Raw genomic sequence first — 15749 nt, forward strand, 5'->3', positions numbered from 1 at the left:
TCCTTACCGCTCGATCAGCGCGATGCGCTTGTTGTACCAGTTCATCAGGATGGAAATGCTGATGCTGATGGCCAGGTACACGCTCATGGTGATGGCGATGACCTCGATGGCCTGACCGGTCTGGTTGAGGGTGGTACCGGCGAACAGCGAGACCATGTCCGGGTAGCCGATGCCCGCGGCCAGCGACGAGTTCTTGGTGATGTTCAGGTACTGGCTGGTCAGCGGCGGGATGATCACCCGCAGGGCCTGCGGAATGATCACCAGGCGCAGGGTCTTGCCGGCCGGCAGGCCCAGCGAGCGCGCCGCCTCGGTCTGGCCATGGCTGACCGCCTGGATGCCGGAGCGTACGTTCTCGGCGATGAAGGCGGCGGTGTAGATGGTCAGCGCCAGGGTCAACGCCATCAGCTCGGGGATCAGCACCCAACCGCCGGTGAAGTTGAAGCCCTTGAGTTCGGGCAGCGTCCAGTGGAAGGGATCGCCGAACACCAGCATGGCCAGCGCCGGCAGGCCAAACAGCAGCACCAGGCTGCTGATCAGGGTCGGGAAGGTCTGCCCGGATGCCTCGAAACGCTGCCGCGCCCAGCGGGCGAGGAAGAAGATCGCCACCAGCGCCACGACCAGGGCGATAAGGAAGGGCCAGAAGCCCTCGGCAATGGCCGGCGACGGCATGTTCAGGCCGCGGTTGCTGAGGAAGAAGGTGTCGTTGATGCTCAGGCTCTGCCGCGGACCGGGCAGCGGCAGGAACACCGCGAAGTACCAGAAGAAGATCTGCAGCAGCGGCGGGATGTTGCGGAAGGTCTCGATATAGACGGTGGCCAGCTTGCTGATCAACCAGTTGGGCGACAGCCGCGCCACGCCAAGGATGAAACCGAGGATGGTCGCCAGCACGATGCCGATCGCCGACACCAGCAGGGTGTTCAGCAGACCTATGACGAAGACGCGCCCGTAGGTGTCGCTCTCGGTGTAGTCGATCAGGTGCTGGGAGATGCCGAAGCCGGCGCTGTTGTCGAGGAAGCCGAAGCCGGACAGGATGCCGCGCTGGGCCAGGTTGCTCTGGGTGTTGTGGAACAGGTACCAGCCGACGGCCACCACGGCGACCACGGCGATGATCTGGAACAGCCAGGCGCGCACCTGCGGATCGGTCCAGACCGATGAGCGCGGGCGCGAGGGAATGGGGGGATTTTGCATAACGGCCCTCATGGAAGCTCCGCGCCCCGAATCGGCGGCGCGGAGTTCATGGAATCAGGAACACCATCGCCCCGCGACTGGGGGCGATGGCATGGCGGTCAACGCACCGGCGGCGCGTACTGCAGACCACCCTTGTTCCACAGGGCATTGAGACCACGCTCGATCTTCAGCTCGCTGCCGGCACCGACGTTGCGATCGAAGATTTCACCGTAGTTGCCGACTTGCTTGATGATCTGCACGGCCCAGTCCTTCGGCAGTTTCAGATCCTTGCCGAAGTCACCCTCGGCGCCCAGCAGGCGGGCGATGTCGGGGTTCTTGGTGGACTTGGCCATTTCTTCCACGTTGGCGGAAGTCACGCCCAGTTCCTCGGCGTTGAGCTGGGCGTACAGGCTCCAGCGCACGATGTCGAACCACTCCTCGTCACCCTGGCGCACGGCCGGGCCGAGCGGCTCCTTGGAGATCACTTCCGGCAGCACCACGTAGTCGTCCGGCGCAGCCAGCTTGATGCGCTGGGCGTACAGTTGCGACTGGTCGGAGGTCAGCACGTCGCAACGGCCGGACTCCAGCGACTTGGCGCTCTCGTCGGAGGTGTCGTAGGTGATGGGGGTGTACTTCAGGCCATTGGCGCGGAAGTAGTCGGCCAGGTTCAGCTCGGTGGTGGTACCGGCCTGGATGCACACGGTGGCGCCGTCCAGTTCCTTGGCGCTGGAAACGCCGAGCTTCTTGTTCACCAGGAAGCCCTGACCGTCGTAGTAGGTCACGCCGGTGAAGTTCAGGCCCATGGCCGCGTCGCGCGAGCTGGTCCAGGTGGTGTTGCGCGACAGCATGTCGACTTCGCCGGATTGCAGCGCGGTGAAGCGCTCCTTGGCGGTCAGCGGGCTGTACTTGACCTTGGAGGCGTCGCCGAACACGGCAGCGGCCACGGCACGGCAAACATCCACGTCGATGCCCATGTAGTTGCCCTTGGCATCGGCGTAGGAGAAACCGGGCAAGCCGTCGCTGATACCGCACTGCACGAAGCCTTTCTTCTGCACCGCATCCAGGGTCGCACCGGCCTGAGCGAAACCGCTCACGCCGAGCACCGCAGCCGTGGTCAATACCGCCAGGGTGGATTTCACCATCTTCATCAAAACCTCCAAGTGTTCTTGTTTGGTCGAGTCTCGGTCCTGCCGCCGTACCCTTGTGAGGCACGTTCGATCCCGCCACCATGGCGGGATCAACCGGGGTGCGAACCTGAAGTGAGTCTAGATGCCGATCCGCGGACCGGCGAATCACCCACTCCGCCCCGCAGGTCATACGGGATTGAGACGCAGCAGATCGTCCGGCTTTCCGCTCCAGAGGCGGCCCCCGCCGGACCCGTTCGCTACAGCAAGGGCCGTACCAGTTTCCTGACCGAACGGTTTTTAACGAGGGTCAATAGGCAAAGTTTTACCGACGCGACATCTTCTTAACTGATTCAACCGACAACAATTTCACGCCGCCCTCGGGGGAGGCGTCAGCGCACCAACCTGGAGCAAGCATGCACGAAGCCCTGATACTCGAACCCACCCTCGCCGCCGACTCCTGCGTCATCTGGTTACACGGCCTGGGCGCCGACCGTTACGACTTCGAGCCGGTGGCGCAGATGCTCCAGCAGACGCTGCCGGGCACCCGCTTCGTGCTGCCGCAGGCGCCGACCCGGCCGGTGACCATCAATGGCGGCTGGTCCATGCCCAGCTGGTACGACATCCTCGCCATGAGCCCGGCGCGGGCCATCGACAGGCCGCAGATGGAAGCCTCGGCACAGGTGGTGATCGATCTCATCGAGGCGCAGCGCGACGGCGGCATCGACCCGGCGCGGATCATCCTGGCCGGTTTTTCCCAGGGCGGCGCGGTGGTCTTCCATACCGCCTTCCTGAGCTGGCAGGGACCGCTGGGCGGGCTGCTGGCGCTCTCTACCTACGCCCCGACCTTCACCGAGAACCTGCAGCTGGACGCCGCCCGCCTGACCCTGCCGGTGCTCTGCCTGCACGGCAGCCAGGACGAGGTGGTGCCGCCCTTCATGGGCCGCGCCGCCCATGACGCACTGGCCGCCCATGGCGTGCCGGTGGCCTGGAATGAATACCCCATGGGCCACGAGGTGGTGCTGGAGGAAATCCAGGACATCGCCGCCTGGCTGCACCAGCGCCTGGCCAGCTGAGCCTGCGTCAAGGCATCGTCACCCCGCGCAACGGGCGCGCCAAGTGAAGCCTGCCCAGTCAGGCGAATGACGCTTCGGGCGGCGTCATTCGCCACCTTTGACCGCTGGTCGGGCAGGCCGGGGTCAAGGATTGCCTAGGCCTTATTCCTGGGAATAAGGTCAGAAATGGTGCTCGCCCCACGACAGGGAGTGTTAGCGATGCCAGCAAACAGACGCAGCCGGACAGGTTATTCATTGCACCGATGAAAAACGCCCACTGGCCGCAGGATCTGCAGCAGATCCGTCAATCGCGACTGTTCCAGAACGTCGCCGCCAGCAGCCTGCAAAAGCTGCTCGGGGAATTTCGTGCTTGCGAACTGGAAGCCGGCGAGATTCTCCTGTCACCGTTCAACCGCAACCAGCACCTCTACGTCCTGTTGGAAGGCGAGCTTAAGGTCTACCTCGGCTCCCTCGACAACCAGGCGGTGAGCACCCTGTCACCGGGCGACTGCGCCGGCGAGATCAGCTTCATCGACAACGACCGCCCCTCCGCCTATGTGGTGGCCACGCGCCCCTCGCTGATACTGCGCCTGCACCGCGAGTCGCTGGTCAAGCTGTTCGAGCAGTCGCCGGAGCTGATGCAGAACCTGCTGGAGCTGCTCTGCGACCGAGTTCGCCAGGGCAACCGGATCATCCTCGACAGCGAGCAGAGCGCCAACCTCGACACCCTCACCGGCTGTTTCAATCGGCGCTGGCTGGAGCACGTGTACGAGCGCGAAAGCACTCGCTGCGCCTTCAATGGCCAGCCGCTGTGCATGCTCATGCTCGACGTCGATCACTTCAAGGCCTACAACGACCAGCACGGCCATCTGGCCGGCGATTACGCCCTGTGCCTGGTGGCGCACACCCTGCGCAACCAGCTGCGGCCCAAGGACAGCATGGTGCGCTATGGCGGCGAGGAATTCGTCATCCTCCTGCCGGAACTCAACGCCGAGGAGGCCCGCACCATCGGCGAGCGCCTGCGCCTGAGCCTGGAACAGGTCACCTCGTTCTACTCGCCGGTGGGCGTCCTGCCCGGCCTCACCGTGTCCATCGGCATGGCCCAGATGCAGCCCAAGGATGGTCTGGAAGGCCTGATCGCGCGGGCCGACGCGGCGCTGTACAAGGCCAAGCAGCAGGGGCGCAACTGCCTGTTCGGCTGACCCGGCCAAATCCCCCGGCGAATCGGCCGCCTCATCGCCCTGCACTGCATCGGCTTGTTAGAGTCGCGGCATAACAACAATGAATGGATGCCCCTCATGCGCAAGCTGCTGCTCGCCCTGCTGCTCCTCGTCCCCGTCGGCGCCGGCGTCTTCTTCACCCTGCCCGGCCTGCTCGACCGCCAGATGAACAGCGTGGCCAATCCCGCCCCCTACCCCGCCAGCGACAAGGCAGAGGAACTGCATCGGCGCCTGTTCGTCGCCGACCTGCACGACGACGCCCTGCTCTGGCAACGCGACCTGCTGCAGCGCCACGACTACGGCCACTCCGACCTGCCGCGCCTGCTCGAAGGCCACGTCGGCCTGCAGGTGTTCTCCACCGTGACCAAGACCCCGCGCGGCATCAACTACCAGAGCAACCCCAGCGATACCGACAACATCACCCTGTTGGCCATGGCCCAGCGCTGGCCGCGGGCGACCTGGGACAGCCTGCTGCAACGCGCTCTGTACCAGGCCGGCAAGCTGGAGCAGGCCGCCGCCGGCAGCGCGGGGCAACTGGTGCTGGTACGCAGCCGTGGCGACCTGCAGGCCTTCCTGCAGGCCTGGCAGCAGGACCCGCAGCGGGTCGCCGCCCTGCTCGCCACCGAGGGCCTGCATCCCATCGAGGGTAAGCTGGAGAACATCGACCGCCTGTATGACGCCGGCTTTCGCATCGCCGGCCTGACCCACTTCTTCGACAACGAGGTCGGCGGCTCGGCCCATGGCCTGGAGAAAGGCGGGCTGACCCCGCTGGGCCGCCAGGTCGTCGCGCGCCTGGAGGAGAAGCGCATGCTGATCGACCTGGCCCACGCCTCCAAGGCGCTGATCGATGAAGTCCTGGCCGTCGCCAGGCGCCCGCTGCTGGTCTCCCACACCGGCGTGGCCGGCACCTGCCCGGGGCCGCGCAACCTCAGCGACGAACACCTCAAGCGCATCGCCGCCAGCGGCGGGGTGATCGGCATCGGCTACTGGGACGCCGCGGTCTGCGCGACCTCGGTCGACGCCATCGTCCGCGCCATCCGCTACACGGCGGACAAGGTCGGCGTGGCCCACGTGGCGCTGGGCTCGGACTTCAATGGCACGGTGCACACGCCCTTCGACAGCACCGGCCTGGCGCAGATCACCGAGGGCCTGCAGAAGGCCGGCTTCAGCGAGGCCGAGATCGCCGCCATCATGGGCGGCAACGTGCGCGACCTGCTGCTGGCCAGCCTGCCCGACTGAGCCCCGCGCGCAGCCCGCCCGGCTCTTCGCCGCGCGGGCTTCTTGCATTACACTGGCCGGCGTTCATTCCTTAACCAATACGAGACCGGCCCGTGCTCAAAGCACTCAAGAAAATCTTCAGCAAGGGCGATGCCGAGCAGCCCACCCCAACCAGCTCCACCCCCGCCAGCCAGCCGGCTGCCGCCCGCGAACCCCGCGCCGAACAGCCCAAGCCGGCGACCAAGCCGCGCGAGAAGAAGGCACGCAACGACAAGCCGCGCCAGGAGCGCCCGGCCAAGCCGGTGGATACCTGGAAGCTGGAAGACTTCGTGGTCGAACCCGCCGAAGGCAAGACCCGCTTCCACGACTTCAAGCTGGCCCCCGAGCTGATGCACGCCATCCACGACCTGGGCTTTCCCTACTGCACCCCGATCCAGGCCCAGGTCCTCGGCCACACCCTCAAGGGCAAGGACGCCATCGGCCGCGCCCAGACCGGCACCGGCAAGACCGCCGCCTTCCTCATCTCGACCATCACCCAGCTGCTGCAGACCCCGCCGCCCAAGGAACGCTACATGGGCGAGCCGCGCGCACTGATCATCGCGCCAACCCGCGAGCTGGTGGTGCAGATCGCCAAGGACGCCCAGGCCCTGACCAAGTACACCGGCCTCAACGTGATGAGCTTCGTCGGCGGCATGGACTTCGACAAGCAGCTCAAGCAGCTGGAGTCGCGCTACTGCGACATCCTGGTGGCCACCCCGGGCCGCCTGTTGGACTTCAACCAGCGCGGCGAGGTGCACCTGGACATGGTCGAGGTGATGGTGCTGGACGAGGCCGACCGCATGCTCGACATGGGCTTCATCCCCCAGGTACGCCAGATCATCCGCCAGACCCCGATGAAGGGCGAGCGCCAGACCCTGCTGTTCTCCGCCACCTTCACCGAAGATGTGATGAACCTGGCGCGGCAGTGGACGGTCAACCCGGCGATCGTCGAGATCGAGCCGGAGAACGTCGCCAGCGACACCGTCGAGCAGCACGTCTACGCCGTGTCCAGCAAGGACAAGTACAAGCTGCTGTACAACCTGGTGACGCAGAACGACTGGCAGCGGGTGATGGTGTTCGCCAACCGCCGCGACGAGGTACGGCGCATCGAGGAGAAGCTGGTGCGCGATGGCGTCAGCGCTGCACAGATGTCCGGCGACGTGCCGCAGCACAAGCGGATCAAGACCCTGGAAGGCTTCCGCGAGGGCAAGATCCGCGTGCTGGTGGCCACCGACGTGGCCGGCCGCGGCATCCACGTCGATGCCATCAGCCACGTGATCAACTTCACCCTGCCGGAAGTGCCGGACGACTACGTGCACCGCATCGGCCGCACCGGTCGCGCCGGTGCCAGCGGTACCTCGATCAGCTTCGCCGGCGAGGACGACGCCTTCGCCCTGCCACCGATCGAGGAGCTGCTCGGGCGCAAGATCACCTGCGAGATGCCGCCGGAAGAACTGCTCAAGCCGGTGCCGCGCAAGCACTGATCGGCAGCCCAAGAAAAAGCCCGCTCGATGCGGGCTTTTTTGTGCGCGCCAGCCTAGCGCGACTGCACCAGACTGAGCACCTCGGCGCTGCGCTGCGGGCGCTGCGTCAGGAAGCGCGTGCAGCTGACGCGCAGGAAGGAAGCGAAGTTGACCACTTCGCCGCGGTAGTCCATGACCTCCTCGTACAGCTTGGTGATCAGCTGGTTGGTGGTCATGCCGTCGACCTCGGCGATCTCGCGCAGGATGTCCCAGAACTGGTTCTCCAGGCGCAGGGTGGTGACCACCCCGCGGATGCGCAGGGAGCGCGAGCGCGACTCGTAGAGGATAGGATCGGCCTTCACATACAGCTCACACATCGCCTGCTCCCGAATCTGCTGCGCGTCGGCCATGCTGCGTTGATGTAGCGGCGCGCGAAAAACGCAGCGCCTGTGCGCGATAAACCATCACGCTCAGGCGTTGCAGCTGTGGTAAAGGAATTCTAAAACTTGTTGAGCTTAGGGCTCCAGCAGATATCGGCCGGTAGCGCCTCGGCATCTGGCACCGATATCACCAGGACGTCTCCTGAGCCAGTTGACCCTGGAACCGTGTAGATCTTCCCGTCCCGCCCCAGCACCCCTCCATACCACTTGTCACTCCCGCTGAGACTGGCCCCCAAGGTCGACCTGGTGGCAGTGCCGGCGACCGGGTCGATGACCAAGATGTCCGCAGCATTCCTGGGCAAGCCGTAGATCTTGCCGTTCGGAGCGAACGCACCGCACTCCCACTTGTTGCTGCCAGACAGGGTGGCACCCATAGCGCTCCTGGTCGCTGTGCCTGCGATAGGGTCGATGATCAGGATGTCCGTCGCGTTGTACGGGATACCGTAGATCTTCCCATCCGAGCCAAGCACCCCTCCACACCACTTCGACGAACCGCTCAGGCTCGCCCCCATCGTGCTGCGGGTGGCGGTTCCAGTCGTGGTGTCGATGATCAGGATGTCCGTCGCGTCGTGGGGAATGCAGTAGATCTTGCCGTTGTTGGCCAGCACCGCTCCGATCCACTTCGCGGATCCGGTGAGCGTGGCCCCCATGGCATTCAGACTGGCGGTGCCAGCACTTGGGTCGATGATCAGGATCTGCGCGCTCTCAAATGGCACGCAGTAGAGCTTCCCATCGAGCCCTACGGAACCTCCGAACCACTTGTTGGAGGTGGAAGTAAGCGACAGCCCCATGGTACTGCGTGTGGCGCTGCTCGTCAGAGGGTCAATTATCAGGATGTCGGTGGCGGCCGAGGGGATGCAGTAGATCTTCCCGTTGGGGCCGAGCAGGCCGCCGTTGAACTTGGAGGAACCCGAAAGGCTCGCCCCCATAGCGCTCAGGCTGGCGGTACCTGATGCAGGGTTGATGATCAGGATCGAGGCGGCGTTCGACGGGACTGCGTAGATGCGCCCATCTGGGCCCAGTACCCCGCCCATGTATGACTGGGAAAGGCTTAGTCCGTAGTTGGTGCGCACCGCGGTAGCCGGGAGCGTATTGAAGTCAGCATACGCCTCGCTCATCGCCGTGATGACCGCGGCTGGCGTCGCCCAGCCGGTGAAGGTGAAGGTGTAGTTGAAGCGCCGCTTGTAGACCTGCCAGCTGGCCAGGCCGCCGCGCTCGGCCCACAGCTCAACTTCGACGAGCCCATCGTATGCCCCGAACAGTGACATCGAGGCGCTGGAGCTGCTCTGGGCGTCCAGCGCTTCACCGGTGTCTACACGCGTGAGCCTGCCCTTGTAGTTGACACCCGGCTCCGGGCCGATGCTGCCCTGGGCAGTATCCACCAGTTGGTCGGCCTGCAGAGTGCGATCGCGGTGGGCGTAGGTCAGCTCCAGCACGCCAGCGAGAGCTGTTGGAAGGATCTCCCCCTGAATACGGAAAGCACCTGGTGCATAAGGCCTTCCGGCACGCCCCTGCAGCAACAGGCTGTCAGTTGGCGCGGAGTCTTCACTCAGGATGCCCGAGGAGGTGCTGGTCAGCAGCTTCGCATCGACGGTCACGCCGGAGGAGTACTCCGTAGGGTCGTTCCCGGCAAAGCCCTCGTAGAACCACATCCGAACCCCAGTCGCGTGCTGCGCTGGGATAGTGTCAGCACAGCCCCTGGCCAGCGTGACGATTAGGGCCGTCTGGTCGATGGCATCCACGCGGAGGATCTCGTCATCAATCAGCACTGCGGTACCAACCACGACCTGGTCCAGGTCAATGGGGGCCGTCACCCCGACAACTACAGGGGCATGCCCAATCGGAATCGCGGTGGCCAGCAACGCGGTTGGGCAGAAGTCGCCCCCATCACGCTTGCCGAACGCCGCAGAGCCGACGCGAGTGTGTAGGTGGAACCCCTGAGACAGGCTGGTCGGCCGAACCGCCAGGGCAGCCAGATAGGTCGAAGTGGCATCGAGCAGCTGCATGTTGGCCGCGTCGATCGAGGCCGCCAGGTCGCGCCATGTTGCCTCGACCAAGCGTCGAACGGTAACGGCCTGGGGAGTGGTGTTGGGTGGCGTCCAGCCGGATGGCGGCGGCGCCGAGAACGTGGTCGAAGGCATGCCGAAGACATCGAGCACCGCGGTGATGGTCATCTTGCCCTGGTCGAGCGTGCCCTCGTCGACGCGGCCGGCGCGGACAACGATGTTGTAGAGCCCGCGGGCTGGAGAAGAGAAACGGAAAGCAGCGCCAGGTTCGATATCCCTGGCTCGGCGATCCAGGACCAGCTTCCAGCGCTTGGCTGCCACCTTTGCCCGCAGGTCTCGCTTCGCGACCCGCGCTGCCAGCGCATAGGTCGGAATGCCCAGGTACTCGGTTGTCACACTGATAACTCGGCCGCCGGCGGCGCGGATCGCGGCCAGATTGCGCTCACGTGCTGGGCGCTTGGAGTTATCGATCGGATTGCGCCAGGTCACGACAACCTCGTTGGCTGCATCAGCGTTTGCCGAGTTGTCATCGTCCTCGATGTCGAGCAAGCCGTCCTCCGGGGTGAAGTGCGGCAGATCGTCGACGTCGTAGTTGTCTCGTACCAGCGTCAGCTTGCGCAGGCCGGTGGTTCTACTGGTGTAGAGATTGCCGGCGATGTGATCCAGTATGCCGCCGGCGAAACTGTCAATCGAGTCGGACCGCACCCAGCGGATGCACAGACCGAAGCCCTCGGCATAGAGCTGGTCAGCTGCTGCACGCCAGGCAGCATCGTCGATGCGGGTCCGGCTCTTGCCCCGCCCCCAATCCCGATTGGTCTCCAGCTCGTATAGGATGTGGGCCGGGTTCATGGCCTTGATAGTGTCGCCGGTCTCCGGATCGATCATCGTGATGACTGCCTTGTCCGAATACCAAACGTCACCATCCCAGCCTTTCAAGGCTCGGCGGACGCGGAATGTCCAGGGCTTCGGGTAGGGATTCATCGACGTGACCAGGCCGTCGTAGAACAGGGTGAACATGCCGCGGAACGCCGGGACGATGCCGCCAAGCATGGCCGCCAGGTTGGCGTTCACTGGCTGAGTCGGTGCCCCCATCATCACGTCGAGGCGCCCCTGGATGCCACCTTCACCGTCGTCGCCACCAAACAGCTCGCCAGCGTTTATCTGGAAGGAAGTGTTGCCAGTGGCGCTACCTCGCCAGGCTCGTTTGCCGCCGACCTTTATCTCCAGCAGCTCGTCGACCTCTCCGCGGCCGAGCAGCATGTGTATGCCGAAGTAGTAGCGATACCCAACTTTAACGCTCTTGCTGCTGCCCACGGACTACCTCCTCACGTGCAAAGTCCACCAGGTGCTTGGCCATGGAGTCGCCGGTGGCCAACAGACGGCTGGCCTCGATGCCACCTCGGGCAACGATCTGGGCCCAATCGAGCTGGTAGCGATCGGCAAGCTGGCGGGCGCCCTTGTGGCAGAAGCCCGGCCGGGAACTCAGCCCAGGAACGCTATGCAGGTGCTGCAGCGTGACGAAGAAGTCCTCGGTCACTTCTTGCCCCCCTTGGTCTTGATGGCGCGGGTGCGGAAGTTGCCCAGCCCGCCCACCATCCAGTCCTCGGTCCAGCAATCGCCGAAGAACACGCATTGAGCCAGGCCCTCCTCGAACTGCGGAAACTCGAAGTCCTCAAACGCCGTGGGCTTGGGGGCTGCAGACTTCGGCCGATTCTTGTAAGAGACGTAGGCACTGATGGCCATGATGGCGATGTATGCCCATGTGTACGGGTCCATGCAGCACCTCTAGAAGATTGGGTTGCCGTCAAACGGCGAGCGACGCGGCAGGTGGAAGATCCCGCCGTAGTTGAGATGGTTGTGGAACTTGTCCGAGCAGGTCTGCAGGAGCTGGTCGCACCCGGCATAGGCGCGTACCTGCATGTCCAGCTCCAGCCCGGATGTGCCGCCGAACACCAGCAGTCCGGTACCAAGGTTGCCCTCGATCGCCCGCCGCTCCCAGACATTGGCGCCCAGGCTCCACTCCAGGTAGCCAGCACTGAACCAGCCTGCAGGCTTGGTCGCGAACGCTGCCGAGTGGATCATCGCGCCATCCATGCTGGTGATGGTCCCGTCGACCCTGAAATCGTCCCGGTTGGCCCGGCAATTGTGCTCGTACAAGGCATGTGGGCAAGGCCGTTCCCAGCAAAGGCGCAGGCCCTGTTGGCCCATACTCACCGTCTCAGGGTTACAGACGATCTGGCAGCGGTCGACCGCCGGCCAGGCAACGCTCTGGATCTCGCCGACCCAGGAAACCCGGAACTCTTCCTCACCGACGTGGCGGTCGTAGATGACCAGGTCGATCGCATCGCTCGGCGGAATGCCCCGGTAGAACTGAGCGACCTCCAAGTCGGCCGGCGCTAGGATGCGCAGGTTGCGCACGTTGTCGCCGCCGCCCTGTCGGATGCCGTCGTCGCTGATACCGCCACGCAGAGCCCGGAATATCTGGTTCTGATGGGCGACGTCCCGATCGCTGCTGTTGTAGCTCCAATGCAGCACGCCGCGGCTGAACTGATACAGCCGAACCGGCCGGCCGCTGGCCAGGCTGAACTCGCGACTGTTAAAACTCATCGTCTCTAACCCCGCGGAATGTAAGCGCGCATGTGGCCACGCCTTCGCTATCAGTTTCGTGCTCAATCACTGCTCGATCCGAGGCCAGCCGGCTAAGCACCATCCAGGAGATCCTCGCAACGGCGCCGAGAGGAACGTCCAGCCCTAGGGCCGAATCGATGGCCAGGCGCTCGATATGCCCTTCCAGCTCGGTGCTGCTGGAGATGCGCCGATAGAAGACGGCACCCGAGGTCAGCTGAATGCGAATGTCCCGGCGGCCCGGACGAGCTGAGGCGAAGCGGGTGTAGCCGATGCTACGCACATCTATATGGGAAACCGCCGCCGGAATATCGGCGACCACTGTCAGGTCATCGGCGAAGGTCGGTATCCACAGGGGCACCTGCTGCCCGCGCAGTGCATACAGCAGCGATCGCAGCTCAGACCGCTTGGCACGCCCCATATCAATCCAGCGCCAGGAGCACACCGGCATCGCCCGCTGGGCCAGGTCGGTGAGCAGCGGGAGTCCCAGGCCGCTATCGAGCGTCGCCTGCAGCCGGGCGAACGTAGAGGTCAGATCCTCGGACTCGTCCGGCGCGGTATCGAGAACCGCGCGGCCCCGATAGCTCGTCGCCGGCATCTGATCAGGCCAGTCACAGGCGTCCAGGATCAGGAAACGCACCGTCAGTGACTGCAACTGGTCGGTCATTCGAGTCAGCTGCGGTTCTTCCAAGAGCTGTGCCGGCCGCGCCGGATAGAGCCTGGATCGAGCCGGCCATTGCTGCTGGGTTGGCCGGGTAAGATCCAGTCCAGTGGCGTCGATGTCGCTGACTTCCACCACCTCATAGGTGAATGCGTCATCGCCTCTCAGTAGCGCAATGCCGCCGATCTCGAAGTCCAGCCCTACGGTCTGGCAGTTGATGCGGTAGCTGCCTAGCGGCACGCCCTCGGCGAGTAGCTGGATGTCTGGCCAGATCGGCAGCGCCCAAACCCTGCTCCCCCAGGAGTACAGCATCAGATCGAGCAGTTGCCGCTCGTGGCCCTCGGCGAATACCAGAGCCTCCAGAACGCGGCGAGGGCTCAGACGCAGAGCCCGGCGCTGCTCGACCATGGTTTCGCTGGCCAGCACGTCGGTCTTCCACTCCAGCTCCTCGAGGATGCCGTCAGCCCAGTCTGGTACCAGGCTCCAGGCGACGATTCGGTTGGCCGTGATTCGGAGCCTGGCGGTGTGGCCGCCGGCGAAACGCCATTCGATATGGGTATCCAGTACCGGCTGGCCATCAGGGGTAACGCTGACGCTCCAGGACAGCTCCTTCAGCGCAGCGATCGAGAACGGCGGCTCCGGCTGACCGACAACCAGGACGCCTTCCTCCCCGCTCTCGATCTCCTGCAGCGTGACCGGTGTCAGGTATGCGTTCCAGACACGCACCAAGGAGGTCTGGGTGGAAACTACGTTGCCGAGATCGATGCGATGCGGATTGATGTGGATGCGGTAGTACCAGTCGTCAACGAATATCCTCCGCCGCGAGCCGGTCAGTGCTCGGGGGTTCGCCTCGACTGGCCAGGCGGTGATCAGGATATTGCCGCCGGCGGACCTGACAGCGGGGTACCCAGGCTGCGGAGTCGGCAGCACGGCGAACTGCTCCAGCTCGACAGTGATCCCCCCGCCAGTTGCCCCGCCAGAAGAGGTCCGGCGCAGCGTACCAGTGAGCACTGCCATTACGGCCCCTCGTACCGAATGGCCCAGCCGAAGGTGCCGGTGTGGTTGATAGCGCCGCCGCCGTTCCGTGCCGCCGGGTTCTTCTGATGCCAGGGAAACACCATCCAGCGATCAGTACCCAGCTCGATGAGCTGGCCTGGTTCATAGTTGTCGATACGCAAATATCGGGCATACACCAGATCGGTAACCAGCGACCACTTCAACGATGGTCGGGGTGCATAGGCACGAATGGGCACCAGTACAGACTCACTGTTAAAGGAGTTGGGCTGGGTGGCGAGTATTTCGTTGGCGACGTAAGTACCCCCGAGCCAGTCATCGGTGAACCAGGTTTTGCCATCGAGGCCAGCTGCAATCAGGGAGGTGCGCGTCGTGTTGTTGGGGTGGGCGGCCCACATCAGAGCGCCCGATGGGTTCGCGGTGCTGTTGGTATTCAATCCGATGCTGAAACCGCTGCCAGAGGCTACACCCCCCCATGTGGCCCCTAGCCACATGCCGCTGCTTACCAAGCCACCGACTGTTGACTTGCCCCAGGCACACCACTGGTAGCGGTTAACCGAGTAGTTCAGGACGCAGTACACCTCCTGGTCGAATACGAAAAGGTGGTAGGTGGCAGGAAAAGTGAGGGGCACGATGGACGAGCCGCCGCCGCCGGCGGCAATGGTCACCTCTGTGCTGGGATCGGTGAGAGCCCCAGCAGCTGCGCCTGTACCGCCGCGTAGCTTGAGCTGGCCGCTAACGACCTGGAGAGTCAGGAACATGCCAGCCTTCGAGAGAATGGCGCCTGACAAGGTCCATCCCTCCGCGACACACGCATCGATGATGGCGCTGCGAAAGGCATCCAGGTCGGCAACGGCGTTGGTGTAGTAGCCCATCAGCTGTCCATCCTCATCGCGTAGTAGTCCGTGTGCCCGGTGCGCGAAACGTCTTGCATCACCACCCAGGTGTTCCCATCTGCCACCAGCGTGTTCTCCACGGCGTTGTTGAAACCGGTGATGTAGGCGATGCCATCGAGCGCGCCCCAGCAGTTGCTGTTCGCGTCGTGCAGCTCGATCGGCAGCAGGTGGTAGTGGCTGCCGGTGTCGCGGAGGTTCTGCGCGTTGCCAGCCAGATAGGTGTTGCTCCATGGGTAGCACCTGGGCTGAATCCACCCATCGTTGGTGCGCAGCAGCATGTTGGCGCGCTGGCCCTTGTACGGCATTGAGTGGTTGGTCTCGCTGAAGCGAGTTGCTGGGGTTCCAACCAGCATCCCGGCGCACATCACTGGGTATGGGTACTGGCTCGGCCGAGCATAGGGCAGCATCTTGCCGACGTAGGCGCTCTCGTAGACAGGAGTCCCCACCTTCATTGCCAGCGCAATCCGCTGGGGATTCAGGGTCAGCCAGTAGTCGATCCGATTGTTATGGGCCGGCACACCGGATAACGCTGCACCTGGTTGAGTGTCGAAGGTATTGCTCGCGACGTACCCAGTGAATGTCGCCGCCACCAGGTTGTAGTAGTCGGCACCCACATCCTGGTATGTCCGGAAGCCGACGAAGATCTCTTCCTCGCCGGAGTAACCCACACCGCTCAGGATCAAATGGCGATCGGCCGCGGCCGTGTCATAGCGCAGCACCGTCCAGCCATTCGCCGAGGCGAAGTCGCGGATGGTCTCCAGCATCTTGTAGTGGGCGAGCACACCGCCCGAATTATCAACGAAGCCAATGGCGTGTGGCAT

14 protein-coding genes are annotated in these 15749 nt (G+C 64.2%); 4 read left to right on the plus strand and 10 right to left on the minus strand.

What is annotated here, in order from left to right; translation table 11 throughout:
* Positions 1–3: 3 nt before the first annotated feature.
* Together AAG092_RS06100 and AAG092_RS06105 are read right to left on the minus strand one after the other, a co-directional pair.
* The gene (locus AAG092_RS06100) at positions 4–1188 is read right to left on the minus strand and encodes an amino acid ABC transporter permease (RefSeq protein ID WP_110681022.1); all 1185 of its coding nucleotides are present in this window, start codon (positions 1186–1188) and stop codon (positions 4–6) included.
* 98 nt (positions 1189–1286) lie between these two features.
* Positions 1287–2315 (minus strand): amino acid ABC transporter substrate-binding protein, encoded by a 1029-nt coding sequence (locus AAG092_RS06105; protein ID WP_110681021.1) that lies wholly within the window; start codon positions 2313–2315, stop codon positions 1287–1289.
* 392 nt (positions 2316–2707) lie between these two features.
* Between AAG092_RS06105 and AAG092_RS06110 the strand changes: the two genes are divergently transcribed.
* The 4 genes from AAG092_RS06110 to rhlB all read left to right on the plus strand — a co-directional run bounded on the left by AAG092_RS06110 (position 2708) and on the right by rhlB (position 7307).
* Positions 2708–3367: an alpha/beta hydrolase gene (locus AAG092_RS06110; protein ID WP_373388972.1), complete on the plus strand. Its 660-nt coding sequence runs from the start codon at positions 2708–2710 to the stop codon at positions 3365–3367.
* Between the two features lie 242 nt (positions 3368–3609).
* Positions 3610–4548 (plus strand): GGDEF domain-containing protein, encoded by a 939-nt coding sequence (locus AAG092_RS06115; RefSeq protein ID WP_110681019.1) that lies wholly within the window; start codon positions 3610–3612, stop codon positions 4546–4548.
* Positions 4549–4644: 96 nt separating this feature from the next.
* Positions 4645–5805 carry a dipeptidase gene (locus tag AAG092_RS06120; protein ID WP_373388973.1) on the plus strand — a complete coding sequence of 387 codons (1161 nt, stop codon included), beginning with the start codon at positions 4645–4647 and terminating at the stop codon, positions 5803–5805.
* A 92-nt stretch (positions 5806–5897) separates the two neighbouring features.
* Positions 5898–7307, plus strand: a complete 1410-nt coding sequence (rhlB, locus tag AAG092_RS06125; RefSeq protein WP_110681017.1) for an ATP-dependent RNA helicase RhlB — start codon at positions 5898–5900, stop codon at positions 7305–7307.
* 53 nt (positions 7308–7360) lie between these two features.
* On the opposite strand, the gene AAG092_RS06130 is transcribed toward rhlB, so the two are convergent.
* The 8 genes from AAG092_RS06130 to AAG092_RS06165 form a co-directional block, all read right to left on the minus strand.
* The gene (locus tag AAG092_RS06130) at positions 7361–7663 is read right to left on the minus strand and encodes a ribbon-helix-helix domain-containing protein (protein WP_373388974.1); all 303 of its coding nucleotides are present in this window, start codon (positions 7661–7663) and stop codon (positions 7361–7363) included.
* Positions 7664–7785: 122 nt separating this feature from the next.
* The gene (locus AAG092_RS06135) at positions 7786–11046 is read right to left on the minus strand and encodes a hypothetical protein (protein WP_373388975.1); all 3261 of its coding nucleotides are present in this window, start codon (positions 11044–11046) and stop codon (positions 7786–7788) included.
* Positions 11024–11269 carry a hypothetical protein gene (locus AAG092_RS06140; protein ID WP_373388976.1) on the minus strand — a complete coding sequence of 82 codons (246 nt, stop codon included), beginning with the start codon at positions 11267–11269 and terminating at the stop codon, positions 11024–11026. Before AAG092_RS06140 ends, AAG092_RS06135 begins: the two co-directional genes overlap by 23 nt.
* A complete protein-coding gene (locus AAG092_RS06145) occupies positions 11266–11508 on the minus strand; it encodes a hypothetical protein (protein ID WP_373388977.1) in 243 nt (80 codons plus the stop codon). Before AAG092_RS06145 ends, AAG092_RS06140 begins: the two co-directional genes overlap by 4 nt.
* Before the next feature lie 9 nt (positions 11509–11517).
* Positions 11518–12339, minus strand: a complete 822-nt coding sequence (locus AAG092_RS06150; protein WP_373388978.1) for a phage BR0599 family protein — start codon at positions 12337–12339, stop codon at positions 11518–11520.
* Positions 12329–14035, minus strand: a complete 1707-nt coding sequence (locus AAG092_RS06155) for a hypothetical protein (protein ID WP_373388979.1) — start codon at positions 14033–14035, stop codon at positions 12329–12331. Before AAG092_RS06155 ends, AAG092_RS06150 begins: the two co-directional genes overlap by 11 nt.
* Entirely contained in the window at positions 14035–14907 is an 873-nt protein-coding gene (locus AAG092_RS06160; RefSeq protein WP_373388980.1) for a hypothetical protein, read from the minus strand. Before AAG092_RS06160 ends, AAG092_RS06155 begins: the two co-directional genes overlap by 1 nt.
* Positions 14907–15749: a hypothetical protein gene (locus tag AAG092_RS06165; RefSeq protein WP_373388981.1), complete on the minus strand. Its 843-nt coding sequence runs from the start codon at positions 15747–15749 to the stop codon at positions 14907–14909. The genes AAG092_RS06160 and AAG092_RS06165 overlap by 1 nt, the downstream gene beginning before the upstream one ends.

Origin of the sequence: Pseudomonas alcaligenes, assembly GCF_041729615.1 — a bacterium.
Classification (GTDB): domain Bacteria; phylum Pseudomonadota; class Gammaproteobacteria; order Pseudomonadales; family Pseudomonadaceae; genus Aquipseudomonas; species Aquipseudomonas alcaligenes_B.

Coding starts and splice junctions, on each gene's coding strand:
- AAG092_RS06120 (WP_373388973.1), top strand. CDS start 4,645: ATGCGCAAGCTGCTGCTCGCCCTGCTGCTCCTCGTCCCCGTCGGCGCC.
- AAG092_RS06105 (WP_110681021.1), bottom strand. CDS start 2,315: ATGAAGATGGTGAAATCCACCCTGGCGGTATTGACCACGGCTGCGGTG.
- AAG092_RS06160 (WP_373388980.1), bottom strand. CDS start 14,907: ATGGGCTACTACACCAACGCCGTTGCCGACCTGGATGCCTTTCGCAGC.
- AAG092_RS06155 (WP_373388979.1), bottom strand. CDS start 14,035: ATGGCAGTGCTCACTGGTACGCTGCGCCGGACCTCTTCTGGCGGGGCA.
- AAG092_RS06100 (WP_110681022.1), bottom strand. CDS start 1,188: ATGCAAAATCCCCCCATTCCCTCGCGCCCGCGCTCATCGGTCTGGACC.
- AAG092_RS06145 (WP_373388977.1), bottom strand. CDS start 11,508: ATGGACCCGTACACATGGGCATACATCGCCATCATGGCCATCAGTGCC.
- AAG092_RS06130 (WP_373388974.1), bottom strand. CDS start 7,663: ATGTGTGAGCTGTATGTGAAGGCCGATCCTATCCTCTACGAGTCGCGC.
- AAG092_RS06150 (WP_373388978.1), bottom strand. CDS start 12,339: ATGAGTTTTAACAGTCGCGAGTTCAGCCTGGCCAGCGGCCGGCCGGTT.
- AAG092_RS06115 (WP_110681019.1), top strand. CDS start 3,610: ATGAAAAACGCCCACTGGCCGCAGGATCTGCAGCAGATCCGTCAATCG.
- AAG092_RS06110 (WP_373388972.1), top strand. CDS start 2,708: ATGCACGAAGCCCTGATACTCGAACCCACCCTCGCCGCCGACTCCTGC.
- AAG092_RS06165 (WP_373388981.1), bottom strand. CDS start 15,749: ATGCCACACGCCATTGGCTTCGTTGATAATTCGGGCGGTGTGCTCGCC.